Source organism: Actinacidiphila yanglinensis, assembly GCF_900107965.1.
Lineage (GTDB): Bacteria > Actinomycetota > Actinomycetes > Streptomycetales > Streptomycetaceae > Actinacidiphila > Actinacidiphila yanglinensis.
In genome coordinates, this window is sequence record NZ_FNVU01000010.1 from 223,160 (window position 1) to 245,033 (window position 21,874).

Annotated in this window: 18 protein-coding genes and 1 pseudogene; 11 read left to right on the forward strand and 8 right to left on the reverse strand. The window is 73.5% G+C overall.

The window, feature by feature from the left end:
- Positions 1-28: 28 nt before the first annotated feature.
- A complete protein-coding gene (locus C4U44_RS23555) occupies positions 29-1,018 on the reverse strand; it encodes a phosphotransferase family protein (RefSeq protein WP_235032291.1) in 990 nt (329 codons plus the stop codon).
- A 183-nt stretch (positions 1,019-1,201) separates the two neighbouring features.
- Between C4U44_RS23555 and C4U44_RS23560 the strand changes: the two genes are divergently transcribed.
- Entirely contained in the window at positions 1,202-2,479 is a 1,278-nt protein-coding gene (locus C4U44_RS23560; protein WP_103887958.1) for a phosphodiester glycosidase family protein, read from the forward strand.
- A 679-nt stretch (positions 2,480-3,158) separates the two neighbouring features.
- Here C4U44_RS23560 and C4U44_RS23565 read toward each other — a convergent pair.
- Complete coding sequence (locus tag C4U44_RS23565) at positions 3,159-4,031, reverse strand: LysR family transcriptional regulator (protein ID WP_235032292.1); 873 nt, start codon at positions 4,029-4,031, stop codon at positions 3,159-3,161.
- Between the two features lie 139 nt (positions 4,032-4,170).
- Here C4U44_RS23565 and C4U44_RS23570 point away from each other — a divergent pair, with 139 nt between their 5' ends.
- The 3 genes from C4U44_RS23570 to C4U44_RS23580 all read left to right on the forward strand — a co-directional run bounded on the left by C4U44_RS23570 (position 4,171) and on the right by C4U44_RS23580 (position 6,125).
- On the forward strand, positions 4,171-4,725 hold the full coding sequence (locus tag C4U44_RS23570; RefSeq protein ID WP_103887960.1) for a nuclear transport factor 2 family protein: 555 nt from the start codon (positions 4,171-4,173) through the stop codon (positions 4,723-4,725).
- Positions 4,726-4,794: 69 nt separating this feature from the next.
- Positions 4,795-5,205 (forward strand): RNA-binding S4 domain-containing protein, encoded by a 411-nt coding sequence (locus C4U44_RS23575; protein WP_103887961.1) that lies wholly within the window; start codon positions 4,795-4,797, stop codon positions 5,203-5,205.
- Positions 5,202-6,125: an RNA polymerase sigma-70 factor gene (locus C4U44_RS23580; protein WP_103887962.1), complete on the forward strand. Its 924-nt coding sequence runs from the start codon at positions 5,202-5,204 to the stop codon at positions 6,123-6,125. The genes C4U44_RS23575 and C4U44_RS23580 overlap by 4 nt, the downstream gene beginning before the upstream one ends.
- A 16-nt stretch (positions 6,126-6,141) precedes the next feature.
- On the opposite strand, the gene C4U44_RS23585 is transcribed toward C4U44_RS23580, so the two are convergent.
- Positions 6,142-6,549: a VOC family protein gene (locus C4U44_RS23585; protein ID WP_103887963.1), complete on the reverse strand. Its 408-nt coding sequence runs from the start codon at positions 6,547-6,549 to the stop codon at positions 6,142-6,144.
- Between the two features lie 372 nt (positions 6,550-6,921).
- On the opposite strand from C4U44_RS23585, the gene C4U44_RS23590 reads away from it, so the two are divergent.
- A complete protein-coding gene (locus C4U44_RS23590) occupies positions 6,922-7,365 on the forward strand; it encodes a MarR family winged helix-turn-helix transcriptional regulator (protein ID WP_103887964.1) in 444 nt (147 codons plus the stop codon).
- A 35-nt stretch (positions 7,366-7,400) separates the two neighbouring features.
- Positions 7,401-8,588: a thiolase family protein gene (locus tag C4U44_RS23595; protein ID WP_103887965.1), complete on the forward strand. Its 1,188-nt coding sequence runs from the start codon at positions 7,401-7,403 to the stop codon at positions 8,586-8,588.
- 123 nt (positions 8,589-8,711) lie between these two features.
- Here the strand turns inward: C4U44_RS23595 and C4U44_RS23600 are convergent, their stop codons facing one another.
- The gene (locus tag C4U44_RS23600) at positions 8,712-9,797 is read right to left on the reverse strand and encodes a glycoside hydrolase family 11 protein (protein WP_103887966.1); all 1,086 of its coding nucleotides are present in this window, start codon (positions 9,795-9,797) and stop codon (positions 8,712-8,714) included.
- Positions 9,798-10,293: 496 nt separating this feature from the next.
- Between C4U44_RS23600 and C4U44_RS23605 the strand changes: the two genes are divergently transcribed.
- Positions 10,294-11,172, forward strand: coding sequence for a metallophosphoesterase family protein (locus C4U44_RS23605; protein ID WP_103887967.1), 879 nt, complete (start codon positions 10,294-10,296; stop codon positions 11,170-11,172).
- Entirely contained in the window at positions 11,172-11,876 is a 705-nt protein-coding gene (locus C4U44_RS23610; RefSeq protein ID WP_103887968.1) for a 4'-phosphopantetheinyl transferase family protein, read from the forward strand. Before C4U44_RS23605 ends, C4U44_RS23610 begins: the two co-directional genes overlap by 1 nt.
- A gap of 28 nt (positions 11,877-11,904) precedes the next feature.
- Here the strand turns inward: C4U44_RS23610 and C4U44_RS23615 are convergent, their stop codons facing one another.
- From C4U44_RS23615 to C4U44_RS43635, 3 genes and pseudogenes are all read right to left on the reverse strand, one after another.
- A complete protein-coding gene (locus C4U44_RS23615; RefSeq protein WP_103887969.1) occupies positions 11,905-12,954 on the reverse strand; it encodes a LacI family DNA-binding transcriptional regulator in 1,050 nt (349 codons plus the stop codon).
- Positions 12,955-13,096: 142 nt separating this feature from the next.
- The gene (locus C4U44_RS43630; RefSeq protein WP_407642878.1) at positions 13,097-14,785 is read right to left on the reverse strand and encodes a galactose-binding domain-containing protein; all 1,689 of its coding nucleotides are present in this window, start codon (positions 14,783-14,785) and stop codon (positions 13,097-13,099) included.
- Positions 14,786-15,682: 897 nt separating this feature from the next.
- Positions 15,683-16,237 (reverse strand): annotated as a pseudogene (locus tag C4U44_RS43635) (discoidin domain-containing protein); the annotation flags it as partial.
- Between the two features lie 395 nt (positions 16,238-16,632).
- Between C4U44_RS43635 and C4U44_RS23630 the strand changes: the two are divergent.
- The gene (locus C4U44_RS23630; RefSeq protein ID WP_103887971.1) at positions 16,633-17,907 is read left to right on the forward strand and encodes an alpha-L-fucosidase; all 1,275 of its coding nucleotides are present in this window, start codon (positions 16,633-16,635) and stop codon (positions 17,905-17,907) included.
- Between the two features lie 270 nt (positions 17,908-18,177).
- The gene (locus C4U44_RS23635; protein ID WP_103887972.1) at positions 18,178-19,365 is read left to right on the forward strand and encodes an ROK family transcriptional regulator; all 1,188 of its coding nucleotides are present in this window, start codon (positions 18,178-18,180) and stop codon (positions 19,363-19,365) included.
- A gap of 73 nt (positions 19,366-19,438) precedes the next feature.
- On the opposite strand, the gene C4U44_RS23640 is transcribed toward C4U44_RS23635, so the two are convergent.
- Positions 19,439-20,155 carry a hypothetical protein gene (locus C4U44_RS23640; protein ID WP_103887973.1) on the reverse strand — a complete coding sequence of 239 codons (717 nt, stop codon included), beginning with the start codon at positions 20,153-20,155 and terminating at the stop codon, positions 19,439-19,441.
- A gap of 271 nt (positions 20,156-20,426) precedes the next feature.
- Between C4U44_RS23640 and C4U44_RS23645 the strand changes: the two genes are divergently transcribed.
- Complete coding sequence (locus C4U44_RS23645) at positions 20,427-21,863, forward strand: aldehyde dehydrogenase family protein (RefSeq protein WP_103887974.1); 1,437 nt, start codon at positions 20,427-20,429, stop codon at positions 21,861-21,863.
- Positions 21,864-21,874: the final 11 nt, after the last annotated feature.

The window sequence follows — 21,874 nt, forward strand, 5'->3', positions numbered from 1 at the left end:
CGGTCCGCCGCTTCCGGCCGGCCCGCCCTCACCCGGCGGCGGCGAGGTTCCGGGTCAGCCGGCTCCCGGCGAAGTCCCTTACCCAGGACAGGTGTTCGCCCTCGTACCGGCGCGGCACCGCCTCGACCAGCATGATCAGGTACAGGTACGCCCGGTACAGCGCGATCCGCCGCCGGGCGGCCGCGTCCCACCCGGTGCTCCCGCCCGCGGCGGCGTACCCGGCACGGAAGTCCGGATCGTCCTCCGGATCGACGCCCGCGAGCCCCAGCGAGGCGAAGTCGGCCAGCGGGTCGCCCCAGAACATCCGCTCCCCGTCGATCAGCCCGCCGATCCTGCGGGCACCGGGCGGCCCGTCCAGCAGCACGTTCCCCGGCCACAGGTCGAAGTGCACCAGCGCCGGCACCGCCACCTCCGCGAGTGCCGGACCGGCCGCCGCGAACACCGCCCGCGCCTCGTCCACCCCGACCGGCAGCCACGCGCCGTACCGCTCCGCGTCGTCCAGCAGCGCGCCGGTCATCGCGGCGAAGGCCGGCGCCCACCGGTCGGTGAGCGGTCCGGTGCTGTGCGACGGGTAGCCGAAACCGGGGCCGCGCACCGCGTGCAGCCGCGCCACCAGGGTGCCCAACTCGCCGCGCAGCCGCGCGTGCTCGGCGCCGTCGATCCCGCCGTCCTCGACCACCACGTGCCAGGGCCGCCCCGGGCAGTGCGTCATCACCAGGTACGGCGGCTGCCCGCCGCCCTCGTCCGGCTCGGCCCGCACCACCCGCGGCGCCGGCACCTGCGCCGCCTCCGCGCAGGCGTAGAACCGCTCCTCGCCGTGCAGCAGACCCGCCTCGTAGCGCAGCCGCGGCAGGTGCGCGGGCGGGGGGACCTTGACCACCAGGCGGGTGCCGTCGGTGAGGTCGACCGCGTGCAGCGCGTTGTACGTGCCGCCGGTGAGCGCGGTGGCGGCGGCGATCCGGTCCGCGGGCACCCCGGCCCGCACCATGACCGCGGCCACCTCGTCCTCTGCTGCCACGTCCGCCTCCCCTCGTCGCCGGCCCGCCCCTCGCGCGACCCGGCGGCCACCCTAAGGGCCGAGCCACCCCCGGCATGCGGCGGGCGGGTGTTTCTCGGCGGAACCGCGATACGCGCGCACCGCCAGCGGTCATCACGTAGGAAAAGCGGATCGATGTGCACGCGGGCACACGAAAGGAGCGGCATGACGATCGCGGAACAGCAGCCCGACGGCGACACCGCGGACCCGGCCGGCGGCGGACCCGGCCGCCGACGCCGCCGACGCCTGCTCCCCTGGAAGCACCGCCGAGACCTGACCCCGGCCCAGCTGCGCCGCCGCCGCATCGTCACCCGCAGCACGCTCGGCGTGTGCCTGGTGTGCGCCGGCACCCTCGGCTGGTCGATCGGCAAGGCGCTGACCTACCCCGGGAAGGACAGCACCCAGGCGCGCCTCGCGGAGTGGGCCCGCGACCACGAGCTCGGCTTCGTGGTCGACGAGTTGGAGAACGTCCAGTACCGGATGCACCCGCCCAAGGTCGGCGGCACCCTGTCCCCGGACGCGCTGGCCCGCATGAAGGCCACTGCGGGCGCCACCGCCGCCGGCACCGGCCCGGGCGGCAAGGGCACCGCCCACGCACCGGCCGCCCACCCGCTGATCCCGCTGCGCGCCCCGATGAAGCCCCTGGTCGACCCGGCACTGCCCGGCGAGGGCGTCTACCGCACCCTCAGCAGCGCCCACGGCGAGCCGATCGTGCAGGGCACCTACGTCAGGCCCGACAGCGAGCACACCTCCTACGAGGCGGCCGTCGCCTGGATCAGCACCAAGTACGCCCGTTTCCAGCTGCACCCGGGCTTCATGGAGCCCGGCGGCACCTTCGACGTGCCCCCCACCATCCCCAAGGGCCAGCGCACCGGCCTCCTCGCCACCTGGAACGGCGGATTCCGCATCACCGACGGCGGCTCCCGCGGCGGCTTCTACCTCGACGGCAAGACCGACGGCGAGCTGCGCGACGGCGCCGCCTCCGAGGTCTTCTACAAGGACGGCTCCATCCGGATCGGCGTCTGGGGCCGCGACGTGCACATGACCCCCGACGTCGTCGGGGTGCGCCAGTGCCTGGAGCTGATGGTCGACGGCGGGAAGGTCGTGCCCGACATCGACGACGACTCCAAGTGGGGCGTCAGCGACCAGGGCGGCATGTTCGTGCCGCGCTCCGGGGTCGGCGTCACCGCCCAGGGCGACATCATCATGGTCGTCGGCCAGGCCCTCGACGCGCAGAGCCTCGCCCACCTCATGCAACGCGCCGGCGCGGTCCGCGCGATGCCGCTCGACATGAACCGCGCGTGGCCGTCCTTCATGTCCTACGACCCCGCCCACGACCCGTCCAACCCCAAACCCACCAACATCCTCGACTTCGAGGACCCCCCGGACCGCTACTACGTCCAGGCCACCCGCGACTTCGTAGCGGTCTACGCCCGCCAGTAGCCGCGCCGACCCGCCAGGCCGCCCCGTCCCGCCGGTCGAGGGACCACCTGCCGGTGGTGGGCTCGTCGCGCAGTTCCCCGCGCCCCTCGGTATGCGCGGGCGCTCCCGCCTCCAGCCCCCAAAGGACAGCGAGCACCGGGACCCAGCGTCCAGGGGTACCCAGGTGGTTCAGCGGAGTACCGCGGACCGCAAGGTCCCGGACCCGGCGGGCAGGGGCACCCGGGTGGTTCAGGGGCGCGAGCAGCCACCGTGGACCGTAAGGTCCGGGACCCGGCGGGCCGGGGCACCGGGGTGGTTCGGGGGCGCGAGGAACTGCGCGAGCAAACCCCATGGACCGTAAGGTCCGGGACCCGGCAGGACGGGCCGCCCGGGTGGTTCGGGGGCGCGAGGAGCTGCGCGGGCAACCCCCGTGGACCGTAAGGTCCGGGACCCGGCGGGACGGGGCACCGGGGTGGTTCGGGGGCGCGAGGAACTGCGCGAGCAAACCCCGTGGACCGTAAGGTCCGGGAGCCGGCGGGCCGGGCCGCCCGGGTGGTTCGGGGGCGCGAGGAACTGCGCGGGCAACCCCCGTGGACCGTAAGGTCCGGGAGCCGGCGGGCCGGGGCACCCGGGAGGTCAGGGGCCCACCGCGAACCGCAAGGTCCCGCCAATCGCAGGCAGGTGCACCCCGGAGGGACCGCTAGCCAGCAGCCGCGACATACGCTCGGATCCGCGCGTTCACGCGAGACGTACGCCAGACCGGCCCCCAGTCCAGCGACGGCGTGTCGTGGAACGGCACGAACGCAACGTCGGGCCGGGCATGGAAGCGGGTGGCGTGCGCCCCGACCGGGAAGACCCCCAACCCCGCGCCCACCAGCGTCAGGATCTCCTGGAACGTCGCCGCGGAACGCCCCGGCGTGATCGCCCGCCCACCCGGCGTCAGCCGCGGCGAACCCGGCTCCCGCCAGTGGTCCGGCAGCGAGCACGGCGCCTGGAGCACCTCCACCCGCGCCAGGTCCTCCACCGACACCGAACCGCGCCGCGCGAGCGGATGCCCGGCCGGTACCGCCAGCATCCGCGGCTCCGACAGCAGCACCGGCCCGTTGGCCAGGTCGGGCCCGGTCAGCGGCAGGCACGCGATCAGCACGTCCAGCCCGTCGGCCCGCAGCCGCTCCAGCGCCTCGCCCATCTGCACCTCGCGGATCACCACCTCGCACTCCGGGTGCCGGGTCCGGAACGCCTCCGTGGCGCGGATCATCAACTGCCCGGCCGCCGCCCCCACGAACCCCACCCGCAGTTCCCCGCTCAGCCCGCGGCCGGCCGCCACCGCGCCGGCCAGCGCCGCCTCCAGCCGCTCGAAGGCGGGACGCAGGTCGTCGTGCAGCCGCTGCCCCACCGGGGTCAGCGCCACACTGCGGCTGGTCCGTTCGAACAGCGGTGCGCCCACCCGCCGCTCCAGCTTCCCGATCACCTGGCTGACCCGGGCCGTGGTCACCCGCAGCCGCACCGCGGTCCGCCCGAAGTGCAACTCCTCGGCCAGCGTCAAGAACGCCTCGATCTCGTACCGTTCCACGTCCGGCCTCCGTTCCCCGTGCCGACCACGACCGCACCGCGGGTACGCCCATGATCCACCGTGAAGTATTAAATCCCACTTAACGATCGTTGAGCCAACGGCGATTGATCGCCGCCGGCCCGCCCCGCAGCCTGGACGCATGTACCTCACCCGCACCCGTGCCCTGGACGCCCGCGACCCCGGGCAGTCGCTCCGCGAACTCGCCGACCGGACCGAGATCACCGACGCCCTGTACCGCTTCGGCCTCGGCCAGGACCTCCACGACCGGGCGCTGTTCCGCTCCGCGTTCGCCGCGCACGCCACCCTCGACTTCGGCCCCGCCGCCGCGCACTGGGGCGGCCGCAGCCCGGTCATGTCCGGTGCCGACACCATCGTCGACACGATCCTCGGCGGCTTCGCGGGCCGCGTCGACACCAGCCACACCGTCACCAACCCGCGGATCGCCGTCGCCGCCGACCGCGGCGGCGCGCACCTCACCGCCCTCGTCGAGGCCCAGCACGTCCTCACCGCCGACCGCGCCCGGCACGCCCTGCTGAAGAACCTCTACGACGTCACCCTCGTCCCCGCCACCCCGCAGGCCGAGCCCGAGCCGGGCGCCCCCGAGAGCGCGTACGCCGCCCGGTGGCTGATCCGCACCCTCCGTATCGACAACATCTGGTACACCGGCGACCCGCGGGCGATCTTCGGCGGGTGACCGCCCCGGCACCGGGTGGAGCGGGGGAAGCCGTGAAAACCGCTGGACGGCCGCCGTAGGCTTCCTCACATGGCGGCAGAACACGAGCAGCCCGGCGGCACGGTCCGCGTCGACTCCTGGATCTGGTGCGTACGGCTCACGAAGAGCAGGTCGCAGGCGGCGACCGCCTGCCGGGCCGGGCACGTCAAGGTCAACGGCGAGCGCGTCAAGCCCGCCCAGGCGGTCAAGGTCGGCGACGAGGTGCGCCTGCTGCACGCCGGCCGCGAGCGCGTCGTGGTCGTCTCCCGCCTGCTCGCGAAGCGGGTGGGCGCGCCCGTCGCCGTCGAGGCCTACGTCGACAACAGCCCGCCCCCGCCGCCGCGCACCGACGCCCTCGCCCTGGGCGTGCGCGACCGCGGCGCAGGGCGTCCCACCAAGCGTGACCGGCGCGAACTGGAGCGCCTGCACGGCCTCGGCAGCCGTGCGCGGGACCGCCCGTGACCGCTGCGCCCGGCCGAGAGGGGAGCCCGGCCGGGCCCACCACCGGTCCGGACGCCGACTTCGCAGCCCACCGTCCGCTGCTCACCGGCCTCGCCTACCGCATGCTCGGCAGCATGTGGGACGCCGAGGACGTGGTCCAGGAGACCTACCTGCGCTGGACCCGCGCCGACCGCGACACCGTCCGCGAACCGCGCGCCTTCCTGGTCACCATCACCACCCGGCTCGCCCTCGACCAGCTCCGCTCCGCCCGCACCACCCGCGAGTCCTACGTCGGCCCCTGGCTGCCCGAACCCGTCGACACCGCCGCGGCCGGCCCGCTCGACACCGCCGAACTGCGCGACTCCCTCTCCTACGCCACCCTCCACCTCATGGAGCGCCTCACCCCGCCCGAGCGGGCCGTTTTCGTGCTGCGCGACGCGTTCGAACTGCCCTACGAGGCCGTCGCCGATATCGTCGGCACCCCCGTCGCGACCTGCCGCCAGCACCACCGCCGCGCCGTCCAGCGCCTCGCCGACGGCGGCGGGCGGCCCCGGCGCTTCCGGCCCTCCAGCGACGAGCACACCGCGCTGCTCACCCGCTTCCTCGACGCGGCCCGCGGCGGCGATCTCGCCGCCCTGACCGACCTGTTGGCCGACGACGTCGTCGCCTGGAACGACGGCGGCGGCAGGACCCGCGCCGCCCTGCGCCCGATCGCCGGGCGGGAGAAGGTCGCCGCCTTCGTGCTCGGGCTGACCGGCCGCTATGCCCTGGGAGACGTCCGCCTCACCGCGGCCAACGGCCAGCCGGCCCTGCGCTGCACGGTCGACGGCGTCGACCAGGTCACCCTCCTCGACATCCGCGACGGCCGCGTCCACACCGTGTACGCGGTGCTCAACCCGGACAAGCTCACCCGCGTCGGGCCGGGCACGGCCGTGATCTGACCCCCGGGCGCGCGGCTCAGTACGACTGGAACTCCAGCAGGTTGCCCTCCGGGTCCCGTACGTGCGCCGTCCGCATCGTCGGTCCCCATTCCGGACGGTCGGCCGGGGGAGCGACCGGGCTGCCGCCGTACCGCAACGCCGACGCGTAGGCGGCCGCCACGTCGGGCACCCGGCTGACGAGCATCGCCCGGTCCTGCCCGGCGGACGGTTCGGCAGGCAGGGACCCCGTTCCGGCCACCTCGGCCATGGCTCCCCGGTCGAACAGCACCAGCACTCCCTCCGTGCCGACGTCCCAGCTCGCGTAGGGCCCGTCCGGCCCGCCCCGGGAGAGGGTGGCGCCGAGCAGGGCCGGCAGCACCTGCCCGTAGAAGCGGAAGGCGGCGCCGAAGTCGCTGACGAGCAGGCGCGGATGGAGGGCGTCCATGGTGGTCTCCAAAACGGCGGGGTCGGGGGAGTGGGAGTGGGGGCGAGAGCGGGAGCGGGGCTGCGGGCAGGGGAGGGGTGTGCGAAATTAGTGGGTCGACACCCATGATGGGGTGAGCCTAGCGTAGGTCAGGGGTGCCCCTCGCGAGGACGGCGGCCTTCTTCCATGGGAGGCGCCCGGCTTCCTGGGGCACGCCCTCGATGGGTGCGCACCCAAAGATGGGCGGACCTGCCATGGGTGGCGGCCCACGATGCGCTCGCCCCCGAGACGAGGGGACCCCTCCCACCGATGCCGCCGCCTGCGATGGGTGAGCACCCATCGCGGGGCGCGCCCATCATGGGTGACCCCTCGCCACCGCCTACACTCCCGACCATGGACCCGCGGACGCCGCCGACCCTCTCCGAGCTCACCACCTATCTCCTGTCGAAGACGGGCAAGGAGGCCCGCTCCCGGCTCGCCGCGCGCCTCGCCGAGGAAGGGCTGAGGCTGTGGCACATGGCCGTCCTCGCCGCCCTCGCCGACTTCGGCCCGCACGCCCAGCGCGATCTCGCCCTGCGGGTGGCCGTCGACGCCAGCGACATCGTGAAGGTCCTCGACGACCTGGCCGAGGCCGGATACGCCGAGCGGGCCCGGGACACGGTCGACCGCCGCCGGGTCAACGTCGCGATCACCCCCGAGGGCCGTACCGCGCTCAACCGGCTGCGGCTCAAGGCAGCCGTGGTGCAGGACGTGATCCTCGCCCCCCTCGACGGTGACGAGCGCGACCAGCTGCACGCCCTGCTCAGCCGGGTGTACGACGGCATCGCCGGCGCATAAACTCGCACTGCTAGTTTCGGCCGAAGGAGTCCGCGATGCGCCCAGTCCATTTCGCCGCCGCCCGCCGCACCCCGATCGGGCGGCTGCGCGGCGCGCTCTCCACGGTCCGGCCGGACGACCTCGCGGCCACCGTGATCCGGGGGCTGCTCGACGGTGTGCCCACCCTCGACCCCGCCCGGATCGACGACGTCTACTGGGGGGCCGCCAACCAGGCCGGCGAGGACAACCGCAACGTGGCGCGCATGGCCGTCCTGCTCGCCGGGCTGCCCGAGACCGTCCCCGGCGCCACCGTCAACCGGCTGTGCGCCTCCGGCATGGAGGCGGTCACCTCCGCCGCCCGCATGATCGCCGCGGGCGAGGCCGACATCGTGCTGGCGGGCGGCTCGGAGTCCATGAGCCGCGCCCCCTTCGTGCTGGCCCGCCCGGACGAGGCCCTGCCGCGCGCCCTGGAGACCTACGACACCCGGCTCGGCTGGCGCCTGACCAACCCCCTGATGCCCGAGTTGCACGGCGTGCTGTCCATGGGCGAGACCGCCGAGGAGGTCGCCGAGCGCTACGGCGTCAGCCGCGCCGACCAGGACGCCTTCGCGCTGCGCAGTCACCGCAACGCCGCCGAGGCCCGCAAGAACGGCCTGTTCGACGCGGAGATCCTGCCCGTGACCCTGCCCGACGGCGTCGTGGTCGGCCAGGACGAGTCCATCCGCGAGGACACCACGGCCGAGCGCCTCGCCGCGCTCAAGCCCGTCTTCCGCAGCGGCGGCACGGTCACCGCGGGCAACGCCTCGCCGATGAACGACGGCGCCGCCGCGCTCCTCCTGGTCAGCGAGGAGGCGCTCGCGGACCTCGGGCTGGAGTCGCTCGGCCGGTACGCCGCGGGCGCCAGCGCCGGGGTGCACCCCGATGTCATGGGGATCGGCCCCGTCCCCGCGACCCGGCGCGTCCTGTCCCGGCTCGGCCGTGGCATCGACTCCGTCGAGGAGGCGGAGTTCAACGAGGCGTTCGCCGCGCAGGCGCTGGCGTCGGTGCGGGAACTCGGCATCGAGCCGGCACTGGTCAACCCCACCGGCGGCGCCATCGCCCTCGGCCATCCGCTGGGCTGTTCCGGCGCGCGCATCCTGACGACGCTGCTGCATCGGATGCGCCGCACCGGTGCCACCCGCGGCCTGGCCACCATGTGCGTGGGCGTCGGCCAGGGCGCCGCGGTGCTCGTCGACCGCGACTGAGGCGGCAACTCGCCCCCGACGCCTGGCGGCTGACCGTTGACCGCCGACCGTTGACGGCTGCGGCGCGGCGGGCCGGGAGGTCCGCCGCGCCGGACGTACGCGCGGATGCCTGCGGGTCGGGGGTCAGTGCGCCGTGCAGGAGACGGACGGCCAGGTCCAGGTGCCGTTCGTCTGGATCGTCACGCCCCAGTTGTTCCCGTTGCCGTTGGGGGTGGCGCTGAGCACCTGGCTGCTCGGGTAGGAGGCGCTGATGTTCCAGGTCGCGATGATCTTCTCGGGGGAGGGGACGTTCAGCGTGACCGTCCAGTTGCTGGAGCCGGTGACCGCGATGTTGAGGTTGTACCGGTCGGACCACTGCTCGCCCGCGGACAGCGCGGCGGTGCAGCCGCTGCCCCCGCCACCGCCGGTGGTGCCTCCGGTGGTGCCCCCGGTCGTACCGCCCGTGGTGCCGCCTCCGGTGGTCGTGCCGCCGGACGACGACGTACTGCCCACCGTGATGCTGGAGTTGCCGCTGCTCTGGTACCCCTCGGTCGCGAGGATCTGGTAGTTGAAGGTGCCCAGGTTCATGCCGTCGCGGGCCCACGCGTCGAAGTGGTTGCCCGCGGTGATGGTGCCGCCGGTCCGCTTCGACTGGCGGACGCTCCAGTACTGGTTGAAGGTGGCGGTGCCCTGGATCGAGGGCGCGTTGGTGCGGGTCGTCTCGTAGATGTCGTACGTGCCGCCGTCGGTGGTGACGGTGCCCTTGTAGGTGCCGGTGGGCCGGTAGGTGCCCCAGTTGTCCACGACGTAGTACTCGACGAGCGGGTTCGTGGTCCAGCCGTAGAGCGACAGGTACGCGTTGCCCGACGGGTTGAAGCTGCCCGAGTAGCTCACGTTCTGCCGACCGCCGGTGCTCCAGCCCTTGCCGGCGACGAAGTTGCCGACGTTGCTCCACGAGGTGCTGTAGGTGCCGCCGGCGCCCAGGTCCATCGAGACGGAGCCGCCGCCGTCGGTCCAGAACGAGTAGTAGTAGCCGTTGTTGGTGCCGGTCTGGCTCGACGTGATGATCGTGTCGGCGTTGGCGGTGCCGGGCAGGATCAGCGCCGCCACGGCGACCAGGGCGAGGGCGCCGAGACTTCCGAGGAGCAGCCGGAAGCGGCGGAGCGCCCCGGGGCGGTCGGGTGGGCCGAAGCGGCCCTGGCTGTGCGGTTTTCCGGGTGTGTCGTTCATGTGCGGGCTTCCTCCTGGTGAAGGCGGGTGGGGGGCCAGGCGGCGTGGAACGACCCTGCGGGGCTGTCGGTCGTCAGGGATGACGGCGACCGCGCGTCGGTCCGTGCGACGCGGCCGGGGGCCGGGCCGTGGGGGTGGCCCGGGTCGGCAGCGGGCGAAGCCTGCCGACGGCGAACAGTGTTGGACCGGCCTGACGGGCTGTCAACACTTTCGGCGAGGATGGCGAAAGGATCGCAGAGGCAGGGGATCTCGCGAGTCGACGTTCTCCCAGCTCAGCGCGCCTGTGTCGGCGCGGAAACGGAATCGCCCCGGAAATGCCGTCAAGTCCACTGCGCGCAGGCGGGGTTGGGATTCCGAAAGTTTCGACACCGGAGCCGATCATGCTGTGCGGAGGGTGAGCGGGCGTCGCGCGGCGTGTTCGGCGGGCGCATCGAAGTTCCGTCGCGCCGACCCCGCCGCGCGCGCGAAGTCGGCCCGTGAAGCGGGGCGGTCTGGGATGATCGGAAGCGTGCAGACTACGACTTCCGGTGGCCCGCAACTCCTGGCGATCAGCGACCTCCACGTCGGCTACGACGCCAACCGCGCGCTCGTGGAGAAGATGCGTCCCGAGAGCGACGACGACTGGCTGATCGTGGCCGGCGACGTGGCCGAGCGCGCCGCCGACATCCTGTGGGCGCTGGGCACCCTCAAGGAGAACTTCGGCACCGTCATCTGGCTCCCCGGCAACCACGAGGTGTGGACCCCGAACGACGACCCGGTGACCCTGCGCGGCGAGGCCCGCTACCGCCATCTCGTCGACGAGATCGGCCGGTTGGGCATCATCACCCCGGAGGACCCGTACCCGGTCTTCGAGAGCGCGAAGGGCCCGGTCGCGGTCTGCCCGATGTTCCTGCTCTACGACTACAGCTGGCGCGACGGCACCCCCGGCGCCACCACCAAGCAGCAGGCACTGGACCACTCCACCGAACTCGGCATCGTCTGCACCGACGAGATGCTCCTGCATCCCGATCCGCTGCCCGGGATCGACGACTGGTGCCGCGCCCGGGTCGCGCTGACCGCCGAGCGGTTGTCCGCGCTCGACCCCGAACTGCCGACCGTCCTCGCCAACCACTGGCCCCTGCACCGGGAACCCACCCGGGTACTGCGCTACCCGTCGTTCGCGCTGTGGTGCGGCACCGAACTCACCGAGGACTGGCACATCCGCTTCCGTGCCACCGAAGTGGTCTACGGCCACCTGCACATCCCCCGGATCATCCACCGCGACGGAGTCCGCTTCACCGAGGCGTCGTTGGGCTACCCGCGCGAGTGGGGCGCGCGCGACGCGGGCCCGCTCGGCCCGCGCCGGATCCTGTCCGGCCGCCCCGGGGCCCGCTGATGATCGAGCACCTGGTCCCCGCCGCGGTCCGCACCCGGGCCGCCTACGGCGACGAACTCGACCACGTCCCCCTCCACCCCGAGGAGGAGCCCGCGGTCGCCCGCGCCGTGGCCAAGCGCCGGGCCGAGCACGCCGCCGGCCGCGCCTGCGCCCGCGAGGCGCTCGCCGCGCTCGGCCGGCCCACCGGCGCCATCCCGCGTGACAACACCGACCGGGGCGCGCCGGTCTGGCCGTCGGGCATCGTCGGCAGCATCACGCACTGCGACGGGTACCGGGCCGCCGCTGTCGCCCGCGCCGAGGACGTCCTCGCGCTGGGCATCGACGCCGAACCGGACGGCCCGCTGCCCGAGGGTGTGCTGGACGTCATCCACTCCACTCCCGAAGAGCGCGCCGCCCTCGGCAAGATCACCGCCGAGGTGCCCCGCATCCACTGGGACCGGCTGCTGTTCAGCGCCAAGGAGACCGTGTACAAGGCGTGGTACCCCTACCACCACCGGATGCTCGACTTCGGGGAGGCCGAACTCCTGCTCGCCCAGGACCCGGACGCCCCCGACCGCGGGTCCTTCACCGCCCGTGTCCTGGTGCCCGGACCGCTGCTGGCCGAGGGAGTCGGTCCCGACCTGTTCGCCGGGCGCTGGATCGCCCGGGACGGACTGCTGGCCACCGTCATCGCGGTCCTGGCGTCGCCCGGACCCGCCGCCTGAGCCGGCGCGGCGGGCCGGAGCAGCGGGCTCAGGCCGAACGGCGGCGGACCAGCGTCGTCTTGAAGATCACCGAGCGGATCTGCTGGGACGGATCGTCGATCAGCGCCAGCAGCAGCCGGGCCATCTCCGCGGCCATGTCCTCTACCGGCTGCCGCACGGTGGTCAGCAGCGGCCGGGAGGCGGTCGCCGCGCTGCTGTCGTCGAAGCCGACCACGGCGATGTCCTCGGGTACCCGGCGGCCCAGCTCGTTCAGGGCGAGCAGTGCGCCCTGCGCCATCAGGTCGTTGGCGACGAACACCCCGTCGGTGTCGGGGTGTTGCGACAGCAGCGTGCGCATCGCCGCCTCGCCGCCCTCCTGCGTGAAGTCGCCCGCCACGCTCGGCGCGTCCGCCTGGCCGTGCCCGGCCATCGCGTCGCGGAAGCCCGCCAGCCGGTCCCGGCCGGCCGGCGAGTCGTGCGGGCCGGCGATGGTGGCGATCGCGGTGCGTCCCAGGGACACCAGGTGCTCGACGGCCAGGTCGACGCCCGTCCGCTGGGCGATGTCCACGAAGCTGATCGGCACCGGCCCGGTCGGCCGCCCGAAGAGCACCGCCGGCAGCCCCGCCTCGCTGAGCAGGGCCGGCAGCGGGTCGTCGGGCGCTATCGACACCAGCACCACGCCGTCCATGTGCTGCTGGCGCAGGTTGTCCACCAACTCCTGCCGCACCGCGTCGGAGTCGGCGAGCATCAGTACCGGGTGCACCCCGCGCGGCCGCAGCACCGTCAGCAGTCCGCCGACGATCCGGCCGAAGAACGCGTCGCTGAACACCCGTGCCATGAAGGGGTCGTCGGCCGGGTGCTCGGGCACCGAGAAGACCAGCGCGACCGAGTCGGTGCGGCGGGTGACCAGGGTGCGGGCGGCCCGGTTCGGCACGTAGCCGGTCTGGGCCACCGCCTCCTGGACCACCTTCTGGATCTCGGGGTCGACGTTCCGGGTGCCGTTGACCACCCGCGACACCGTCGCCCGCGACACTCCCGCGGATCGCGCGACGTCTTCGAGGGTGGGCAGGCGGGGTCGGCCCGGACGACTGGTGGTCATGCCTGCCTTTATACCACGACGGGAGAGCGCTCTCCCGTCCCGTCGGGGCGGCGACAATCCGCAGATGGGGCGGGGTGCGGCGACCCCCCACAGGTCACCACCCCCCGCCCCGGTCACCGGCCCGCGGGTCCGGGCGGCGCGGTCACGCGTACACCCCGAACTCGTAGAGCGAGTCGCCGTACGCCGTTCCGCGCTGGGTCACGTTCACCCGCACGTACCGCCCCGAGGCACTGACGTCGAGGGTGTCCACCCCGCCGGTGCCGGAGGTGGTGGAGTACACCGTCGTCCAGCTGCTGCCGTCGTTCGACACCTGCACCTGGTACGCCTTGCCGTAGGCCGACTCCCAGCCCAGCTGGACGTGTTTGACCGCGGTCACCTGGCCGAGGTCGACCTGGAGCCACTGCGGGTCGCTCCAGTCGCTCGCCCAACGGGTGTCCCACTTCCCGTCGGTGGCGTTGGACGCGGGGAACGGCGCGCCGTCGCCCGTCTGCTGGTACGACGACGCCGACGTCGGCCTGCCCAGCGCCACGTTCGTGCCGGCCACCTGCGGCGCGACCACCCGGAGCGAGCGCGTCTCGATGCCGACGTTGCCGTGCCCGTCGTAGGCGTAGACGTAGACCTTCCACACGCCCAGCGTCTTGGGCGCCGTCACCGTGAACGTGCCGTCGCCGGTCTGGGTGAAGTCCACCTGCTTCAGGCCGGTTCCGCCGTCCACGTACTTCGAGGAGTACATCAGCTGGTAGCGCACCAAGTCGCCGTCCGGATCGGTGGCCGGCGCCGTCACCGAGTAGGTGCCGCCGGCCGGCACGGACGAACTGCTGCTCACCGTCATCGAGTTGATCACCGGCGGGGTGTCGGCCTGCGGCGAGCCGCCGTACGCCTTCGCCACCGCGTAGTACGACAGCCGCTTCCAGCTCTCCGGCATGACGTTGAACCACACACCGCCGAAGTCGTTCTCCTGGCCGTAGTTGAACATCGTGGCACCGAGCGCGACCCCCGTGTGGCCGGAGACGCACTGCCACGCCGAGGTGTAGCCGTCCCGGCTCTGCACGTCCGTCGGCTCGTCCGGCACGCCGTTCGCGTCGTTCGGCACCTCCCACTCGCCCGCCTCGCCGGACTCGGTGACGATGTACGGCTTGGTGTAACCACCGTTGATCCAGTCCTGCTTGACGTTGCACACCGCGCCGTAGGAGTTCACCGCGTACAGGTCGAGGTCCGGGGTGTACTGCTTGTAGTACGGCCACGCGCCGGTCCACGCGTCCGTGGAGGTCACCGGGTGGTTCGGGTCGATCGCGTGGATCGCCTGCACCACCTGCTCCACGTACGTCGCGTACGCGATGCGCTCCTGCTCGATCTGGGCGCCCGTGTAGTGGTCCTGCGTGGTGAGGATGACCTCGTTGCCGACGTCCCACATGAGGACGCCCGGGTTGTCCTTGTAGGTGGTCACCCACTGCTTGATGCTGTTGAGGGTGTCCGTCTTGTACGCCGTGTCGTTGACGTAGTCCGCGCCCTGGTTGAGCCAGAACCCGTTGATCACCTTCAGGCCGTACGCCGCGGCCGAGTCCAGCAGCGGCTTGCTCGTGCCGTCGGTGCCCCAGGTGCGCACCGTGTTGACGCCCATCGCCTTGAGGTCCCTCATGTGCGCGTCGGCCGTCGAGGTCGCCGGACCCCACGTCATGCCCTTGACCTGCCAGGGCTTCCCGTCGACCGTCAACTGCCAGTTCCCCTGGCCGCCGGTGACGTGCACGTTGCTGGCGCCGGTGGGCACCGGCGGGTCGGCGAGCGGCGCGGGCGCCGTCCCGGTGGACTGCTCGACGCTCACGTCGTCGATGCTCAACGTGCCGCCGGAGGAGGTGTCGTCACCGGGTGAGGTGCATCCGCACACCGCGTTCGGGTACGAACCGCCGATCCGCAGGCTGAAGTCGACGTAGAAGCCGTGGTGCACCGCCGCGTTCCAGGTGGACGTGCCCACCTGCGACTCGTTGACCTGCCAGATCTGCTTCCCGTCGAGGTACCAGCGGATCTGCTCGTCGGACTTCGTGCGGTCGACCACCTCGGAGTAGGTGTGGTAGCCGCTCTGGCAGCCGGAGCAGGACGCGAGGCCGCTGGTCAGGCCGTCGTACTCCGAGCAGTTGCCGCCCGGCGCGGTGCCGCAGTGCAGCGTCGCCGACAACTCGCCGCGGCCGTTCACGTCCTCCATGATGTCGCTCTCGCCGACCGCCGGCCACGTCGAGGTGTCGCCGCGATAGGCGGCGCCCATCGCCCGGAACGACGGCCAATAGCCCAGCGCCTTCGCCGGGTCGGGCTGCTTCAGCGTCGCCGAGACGAGCAACTCCCCGCCCGCCGGCGCGCTGAAGTCGCTGCGCTTGGACTCGATCCGGCCCGAGGTCCAGCTCCCCCCGCTCTTCAGCGCGGTGAGGTCGAGGTGGCCGCTGCCGTCCAGGCCGACGTTTGCCGGGGAGGCCGTCGCGGTCTCCACCTCGCCAGTGCCCCACTGCGCGGCGCCGCCGGGATACGACGTGCCGGTGTCGATCGTCCAGTTCGCGCTGCTCGGGGAGGTGGCGGCCGCGCCGTCGAAGCCGTCGCTCCACACCGGGGTCCAACTCCCGGGCGGCGTCGTGCCGGTGCCGCCGTCGCCGCCGCCGCCGGTGGTGCCGCCCGTACCGCCGGTCCCGCCGCCGGAAGCGTTTCCGCCGGCCGAACCGTAGACCCGGAACTCCCAGAGCGAGTAGCCGTATCCGTTCTCGCGCTGGGTGCCGTACATCCGCACGTAGCGGCCGGTACCGGTGACCGCCAGGGTCTGGGTGCCGCCGGTGCCGCTGGTCGTGGAGTACACGCTCGTCCAGTGCGACGCGTCGTCGGAGACCTGGATCTGGTACGCGGTCCCGTAGTTCTCCCAGACGAGTTCGACCCGGTCGATCGTGGCCGTCGCACCGAGGTCGACCTGCAGCCACTGCGGGTCGCTCCACGCGCTCGCCCACCGGGTGGCGGAGTCGCCGTCCACCGCGGCGGAGGCGGCGTAGCCGGCGCCCTCCGTGCTGGAGGCGGTGGCCGGCTGCCCCTGGGACAGCAGGGAGTCGGCGGCGTGTGCCTGCGGGGTGGGGATCGCCAGCGCGTACACCGCGAGCCCCAGGACCAGCAGCGCGAGCAGTGCGAGGCGCAGGGGTGGCCGGGCCGGCAGCGGGCCGGCGGAGCTGACGGAGCCGGAAGAGCCGGGTGAGCCGACCGGTCCGGCGGATCTGCGCCCGCGCGGACGGGCGGGCGGCGGGGGTGATGCTCGCATGATGCTGCTCCAGTGGGGGCGTGGAAAGCGCGGAACGGGCGTGGGTGGGGCACGCGGTGGAGGCCGTGCCGGAAGGGGCGCGGCGCGGGACGGTGGGGGACGGGACACGGATCGGGTGGGGAGTGGTCGTGCGGAGCGGTCGTGCGGGAGAGCGCTCTCCCGGGATTGGCCCCGATGGTCGCCGCTGCGTTTCGGGCGTGTCAAGGGATCGCGCGCGAGAACGAGCGGAACGGCGTGGCGCACGGAGCCCTTTCGCGCCGTTTCGGAGCTGCGTCCGCCCGGCTCTGGGTCGCGGTGGGGTGCGGCACCGGGGGCGGGGATTGCCCCGCGGGCTCCGGGCGATCTAGGGTCGGGTCCGTCCGTCCATACCTCCGATGTATTGGAGCTCGCGGCTCATGCCCATGCAGCCCTGGTTCCCCGACGCCAAGCTCGGCATCTTCGTCCACTACGGCATCTACGCCGTCGACGGCGTCCCCGAGTCGTGGGCGTTCTACGACGGCCGGGTCAGCCGCGAGCAGTACTTCGGGCAGCTCGCCGGGTTCACCGCGTCCCGCTACGAACCGGACGCCTGGGCCCGGCTGTTCGCGCGGGCCGGCGCCCGTTACGCGGTGCTCACCGCCCGCCACCACGACGGCGTCGCGCTGTGGGACACCGCGCAGCAGGGCCTGTCCGTGGCCCGTGACACCCCGGCCGGCCGCGACCTGGTCGGTGGTTACGCCGACGCGCTGCGCGCGCACGGCCTGCGGGTCGGGCTGTACTACTCGCACTCCGACTGGTCGCACCCCGATTACCCGACCGTCCGCCACCCGTCGCCGCCGGCCGGGATGGGGGTCGACGAGAACCGCTTCAGCAGCCCGGAGCCGGGCGCGGAGGACCCTGCCGCCTGGAACCGGTTCCTGGCCTACCGCAACGCGCAGGTGGGCGAGTTGGCCACCCGCTACCGGCCGGACCTGCTGTGGTTCGACGGGGAGTGGGAGCGCACCGCCGAGCAGTGGGGCATCGACGCGCTGGCCGACGAGATCCTGTCGGTGAGCCCGCAGGTGGTGCTCAACTCCCGCATGCTGCACCGCGGGGACTACGCCACCCCGGAGCAGGGTGTGCCGCTGCGCGCACCGGACGGCCCGTGGGAGCTGTGCCTGACGGTCAACGACTCCTGGGGCTTCCAGCCGCAGGACCACCGGCACAAGTCCGTCGGCCAGCTCGTCCGCTACCTCACCGAGACGATCGGCGCCGGCGGCAACCTGCTGCTGGACGTCGGCCCGCGCGAGGACGGCACGATCGCGCCGGAGCAGATCGCGCGCCTGGAGGGCCTGGGCGAGTGGACCGAGCGGCACGCCGACGCGGTGTACGGCACCGTCGCCGGCCTGCCGCCGGGCCACCACTACGGTCCGAGCACGCTGTCCGCGGACCGCCGGACCCTCTACCTGACCTGCTTCGACCCGCCGCGCGAGACGGTCTCGGTGCGCGGCCTGCGCAACACGGTGCGCAGGGCCACCGTGCTGGGCACCGGAACGGAGGTCGGCCACCAGGTCACCGGCGGGCTGCACGACGTGCCCGGGGTGCTGTGGATCGACGCCCCCGCGGCGGCCGACGTCGACCCGTACGCGACGGTGCTCGCCCTGGAGCTGGACGGCGAGTTGGACCTGTACCGCGGCGCCGGCCGGGACTGAGGTACCGGGAGCGGGCGGCTTCGGTCGCCTGCCTCCGGCCTGCCCCCACGGCCGGTGCGCGCGGGGCCGGTTGGCCGCGGGTCCGTGCGCGCGCGGTCCGTCCGCCACGGTCCCCTCGCCTGCGGACCAGGCATCGGATGTCTACCGGGTCGGCGGGCCGGTGGCCCCCAGAGAGCGCTCTCAGATTTTCCGTGAGAGCGCTCCCCGGCAGGCTGCGGTGCGCCCGCGATCTGGCACTATGTGCCATGTACCGTGACAAGGGGGAGCCCGGTGAAGCGCGACGTGGGTCGGACGACGAGGGATCTTCGCCGGCACAACCGCACGTCCGTACTCACCCGGCTCTACCTGCACGGCCCGGCCAGCCGCTTCGACCTGATGCGGGCCACCGGACTCAGTTCGGCGACGGTGAGCAACGTGGTCACCGGCCTGGTCGGCGACGGTCTGGTCGCCGAGGCCGGGCTGCTGGACTCCGACGGCGGCCGGCCGCGCACCCTGCTGGAGGTCAGGCCGGGTTTCGGGCAGGTGGCCGGGGTCGACATCGGCGAGACGCACGTCCAGGTCGGCCTGTTCGACTGGACCCTCGACACCCTGGCCACCGCCACCTATCCGATGGACGAGGGGCGTCCCGATCCCGCGCTGCTGGCGGGTCTGGTGACCGCGGGCATCGAGGAGGTCACCGCGAAGGCGGGCACGGACTCGGCCGCGCTGCTCGGTGTCGGGGTCGGCGTGCCCGGCGCGGTGCTGCCCGACGGCCGCGTGCACGCGCCGACCCTCGGCTGGTCGGGAGTTCCCTTCGACGGCCTGCTCAGGCCGCACATCGCTGCCCCGTTGCACCTGGACAACTGCGCCCGCACCCTCGGCCAGGCCGAGATGTGGCGCGGCGCGGGCCGGGGCGCCGAGCGGGCGATCGTCGCCCTGCTCGCGGTCGGCGTCGGTGCCGCGGTGGCGACGGGCTCGCCCGGCGGCGTGACCAGTACGACCAGCGAGTGGGGCCACACCGTGGTGGAGAAGGGCGGCGCGCCCTGCAGGTGCGGGTCGCGCGGCTGCCTGGAGGCGTACGTCGGCGCCGACGCGATCCTCGCGCACCACGAACAGCAGCCCGGGGCGGCGGAGTTGCGGGGGAGCGGCACCGAGCAGCGGCTGGCCGCGCTGGTCGCCGACGCCCGCCGGCCGGGTGCCGCCGCCGACACGGTGCGCTGGGCCGCGGGATACCTCGGCGTGGGCATCGCCAACCTCGTCAACCTGCTCAGCCCGGACCGGGTGATCCTCTCCGGCTGGGTGAGCGCGCTGCTGGGGCCCGAAGTGCTGCCCGCCGTACGCGAGGTGATGGACCGTCATGTCCTGGACTACATGACGGGCGGGACCGTGCTCGAACTCGGCCGGCTCGGTCAGGAGGCGGTCGCCCTGGGCGCGGCCACCCTTCCGGTGCACGAACTGCTCACCGCGGGCGGCCGTTGACCCTGGCGGCGGAGCGGCGGCGAGCGGCGGTGGCGGGCGGGCGGACCCGGCGGGGAGGTCGGCGCGGTGCGGCTCAGGCGCAGGCCGGGTGCTTGCTGCTGGGGCCGAAGAGGAGCTCGATGTGCTCCTTGGCGGTGGTGCGGCCGCGGGCGACGGTGACCGTGACCGAGCCGCCGGTCTCGGCGGGGAGGACGAAGGCGTAGACCGGGCGGCGGCCGCCCGCCATGCTGATGACCTGGTGGTAGGGGACCGGCCTGCCGTTGCAGGTGACCCCGCGGAGGGTCTCCCGGTCGACGCCGAAGAAGTAGTTCGCGCCCGATGCCCCGCCCAGGCCGCCGAGGTTCATCAGGCCCGGTTTCGGTGCGTAGGCGGTGTCGCTCGCGTGGGCGGTGCACGTCGTCGTGGACCAGCCGCCGTCCGCGGTGTCGGAGCCGCTGCAGAAACGGTTGTCGGGTGTCTCCCAGATGAAGAGCTCGGACACGTCGTCGGCGTTGACCGCGAACATCCCACGCGGGCCGGGCGTGTTGTGGGTACCCGGCGGGTTCTGCTCCAGCATGTGGGCCGAGGCCGCGGCCAGCAGCTTGTCGTGCGCGGACTGCGACGTCCGCGGGGTGGCGGACCGGCGGTCCGCGCTCGCGTTTCTGTCGCCGCCCGCAGCCGAGGCGTGCGTCCTGCTCGCCGACGGCGTGCCGCCGCGCCCGCCCGCCGCGTCGTCCTGCCCGGTGCCCGAACACGCCGCGGCCGACAAGGCGGCGGCGCAGGCCAGTGAGAGCGTGAAGTACCTGCGCATGTGTCCCCCCTCGTTCCCCCGAACGAGCCCCGCGCGGAAGGTAACACGCATGGATGAACGAACGGGGCGTTCCGGTCCGGGGGTCGGGCGGGCCGGTGCCGGCCCGGGGCCCTCTCGGTCGGCGGCCCGGCGGGTGGCCGTCGTGGGGTCCCGGGGCCGTCGCCGGAAAAAGGTGGCGCACGACCGTTGACCCCCCATCAGTAGCTACTTAGTTTAAGTCGCGGAAAAAGCGGCGCGGTTGGCGTCGCCCTCCCCGTCCCCTGGAGCACGTATGCCCTCCCATCCCTGCGACGGCCGGCTGTACATCGGCGGGGCCTTCGTGCCCGCCGCCTCCGGACGGACCGGAAGCGTCGAGGAGAAGGCCACCGGCGCGGAGATCGGCCGGTACGCCCTCGGCTCGGCCGCCGACGTGGACCGCGCGGTCGCCGCGGCCCGGGCCGCGCAGCCTGGCTGGGCCGCGCTGGCCGCGCCTGAACGGGCCGCGCACCTGCGGGCGTTCGCCCGCCGGCTGGAGGAACGGTACGACGAACTTGTCGAGCAGAGCATGCGCGAGACCGGCGGGGTCCGGGCCAAGGGCGAGGACGAGGTCGGCACCGGCATCCGGCAGCTCCTGCAGTCGGCGGTGCAGGCCGGCGAGAGCGCGGGCGACGTGCTGCCGCCCTACAAGGCGGGGAAGTTGTCGCTGTCGCGGGCGGTGCCGATCGGCGTGCTCGGGCTGATCACGCCGTGGAACTACCCGATGAACCTCGCGATGCGCGCCCTCGCGCCGGGGCTGGCGTTCGGCAACACGGTGGTGCTCAAGCCCGCCGAGCTGACCCCGGTGATCGGCGGGCAGGCACTGGCGGAGGCGGCGCACGACGCGGGCCTGCCGCCCGGGGTGTTCAACGTGGTGACCGGCGACGGCCCCGACGCCGGCTGGCCGCTCGCCCGCCACCAGGGCGTCGACCTGCTGGACTTCACCGGTTCCCGCGAGGTGGGCCTGGCCATCAGCCGCGCCGCCGCAGGGGAGTTGCGCGACATCCGCCTCGAACTCGGCGGCAGCAACGCCTTCGTGGTGCTCGACGACGCGGACGTCGAACTCGCCGCCGGCTGCGCGATGATCGCCTCGCTGGAGTTCCAGGGCCAGACCTGCATCAGCGCCAGCCGGCACCTCGTACAGCGCGAGGCGGCCGGCGCCTATCTCGACGCGGTGGTGGCGCGCGCCGCGGCGCTGGAGGTCGGCGACCCGTTCGCCCCCGGCACCGCGCTCGGCCCGCTGATCAGCGCCGCGCAGGTGGACCGGTTGCAGCACGCCATCGTCGGGCCGTCGCTCGCGATGGGCGCCCGGCTGCTCACCGGCGGTACCCACGACGGCCTGTTCTACCGGCCGACCGTGCTCGCCGACGTCACCCCGGAGATGCCCGCCTTCCGCGAGGAGGTCTTCGGTCCGGTCATCCCGGTCACCGTCGTCGACTCCGAGCACGAGGCGATCGCGCTGACCAACGGCCTCCCCATGCTGATGAACTCGGTCTTCACCCGCGACCTGGTCCGCGGCCTGGCGGTCGCCGAGCAGCTGCAGGCCGGCGAGGTCCACGTCAACGACGCGCACGCCCGGCACGGCGCCGAGAACCAGCTGCCCGCCTTCACCCGGCGCCAGTGGATCGGGGTGCAGCGCACCCCCCTGAACCTTCCGGACTGGGCCCAAGCGCCCGCGACGCGAGAGAGCTGAGGTACCCACCC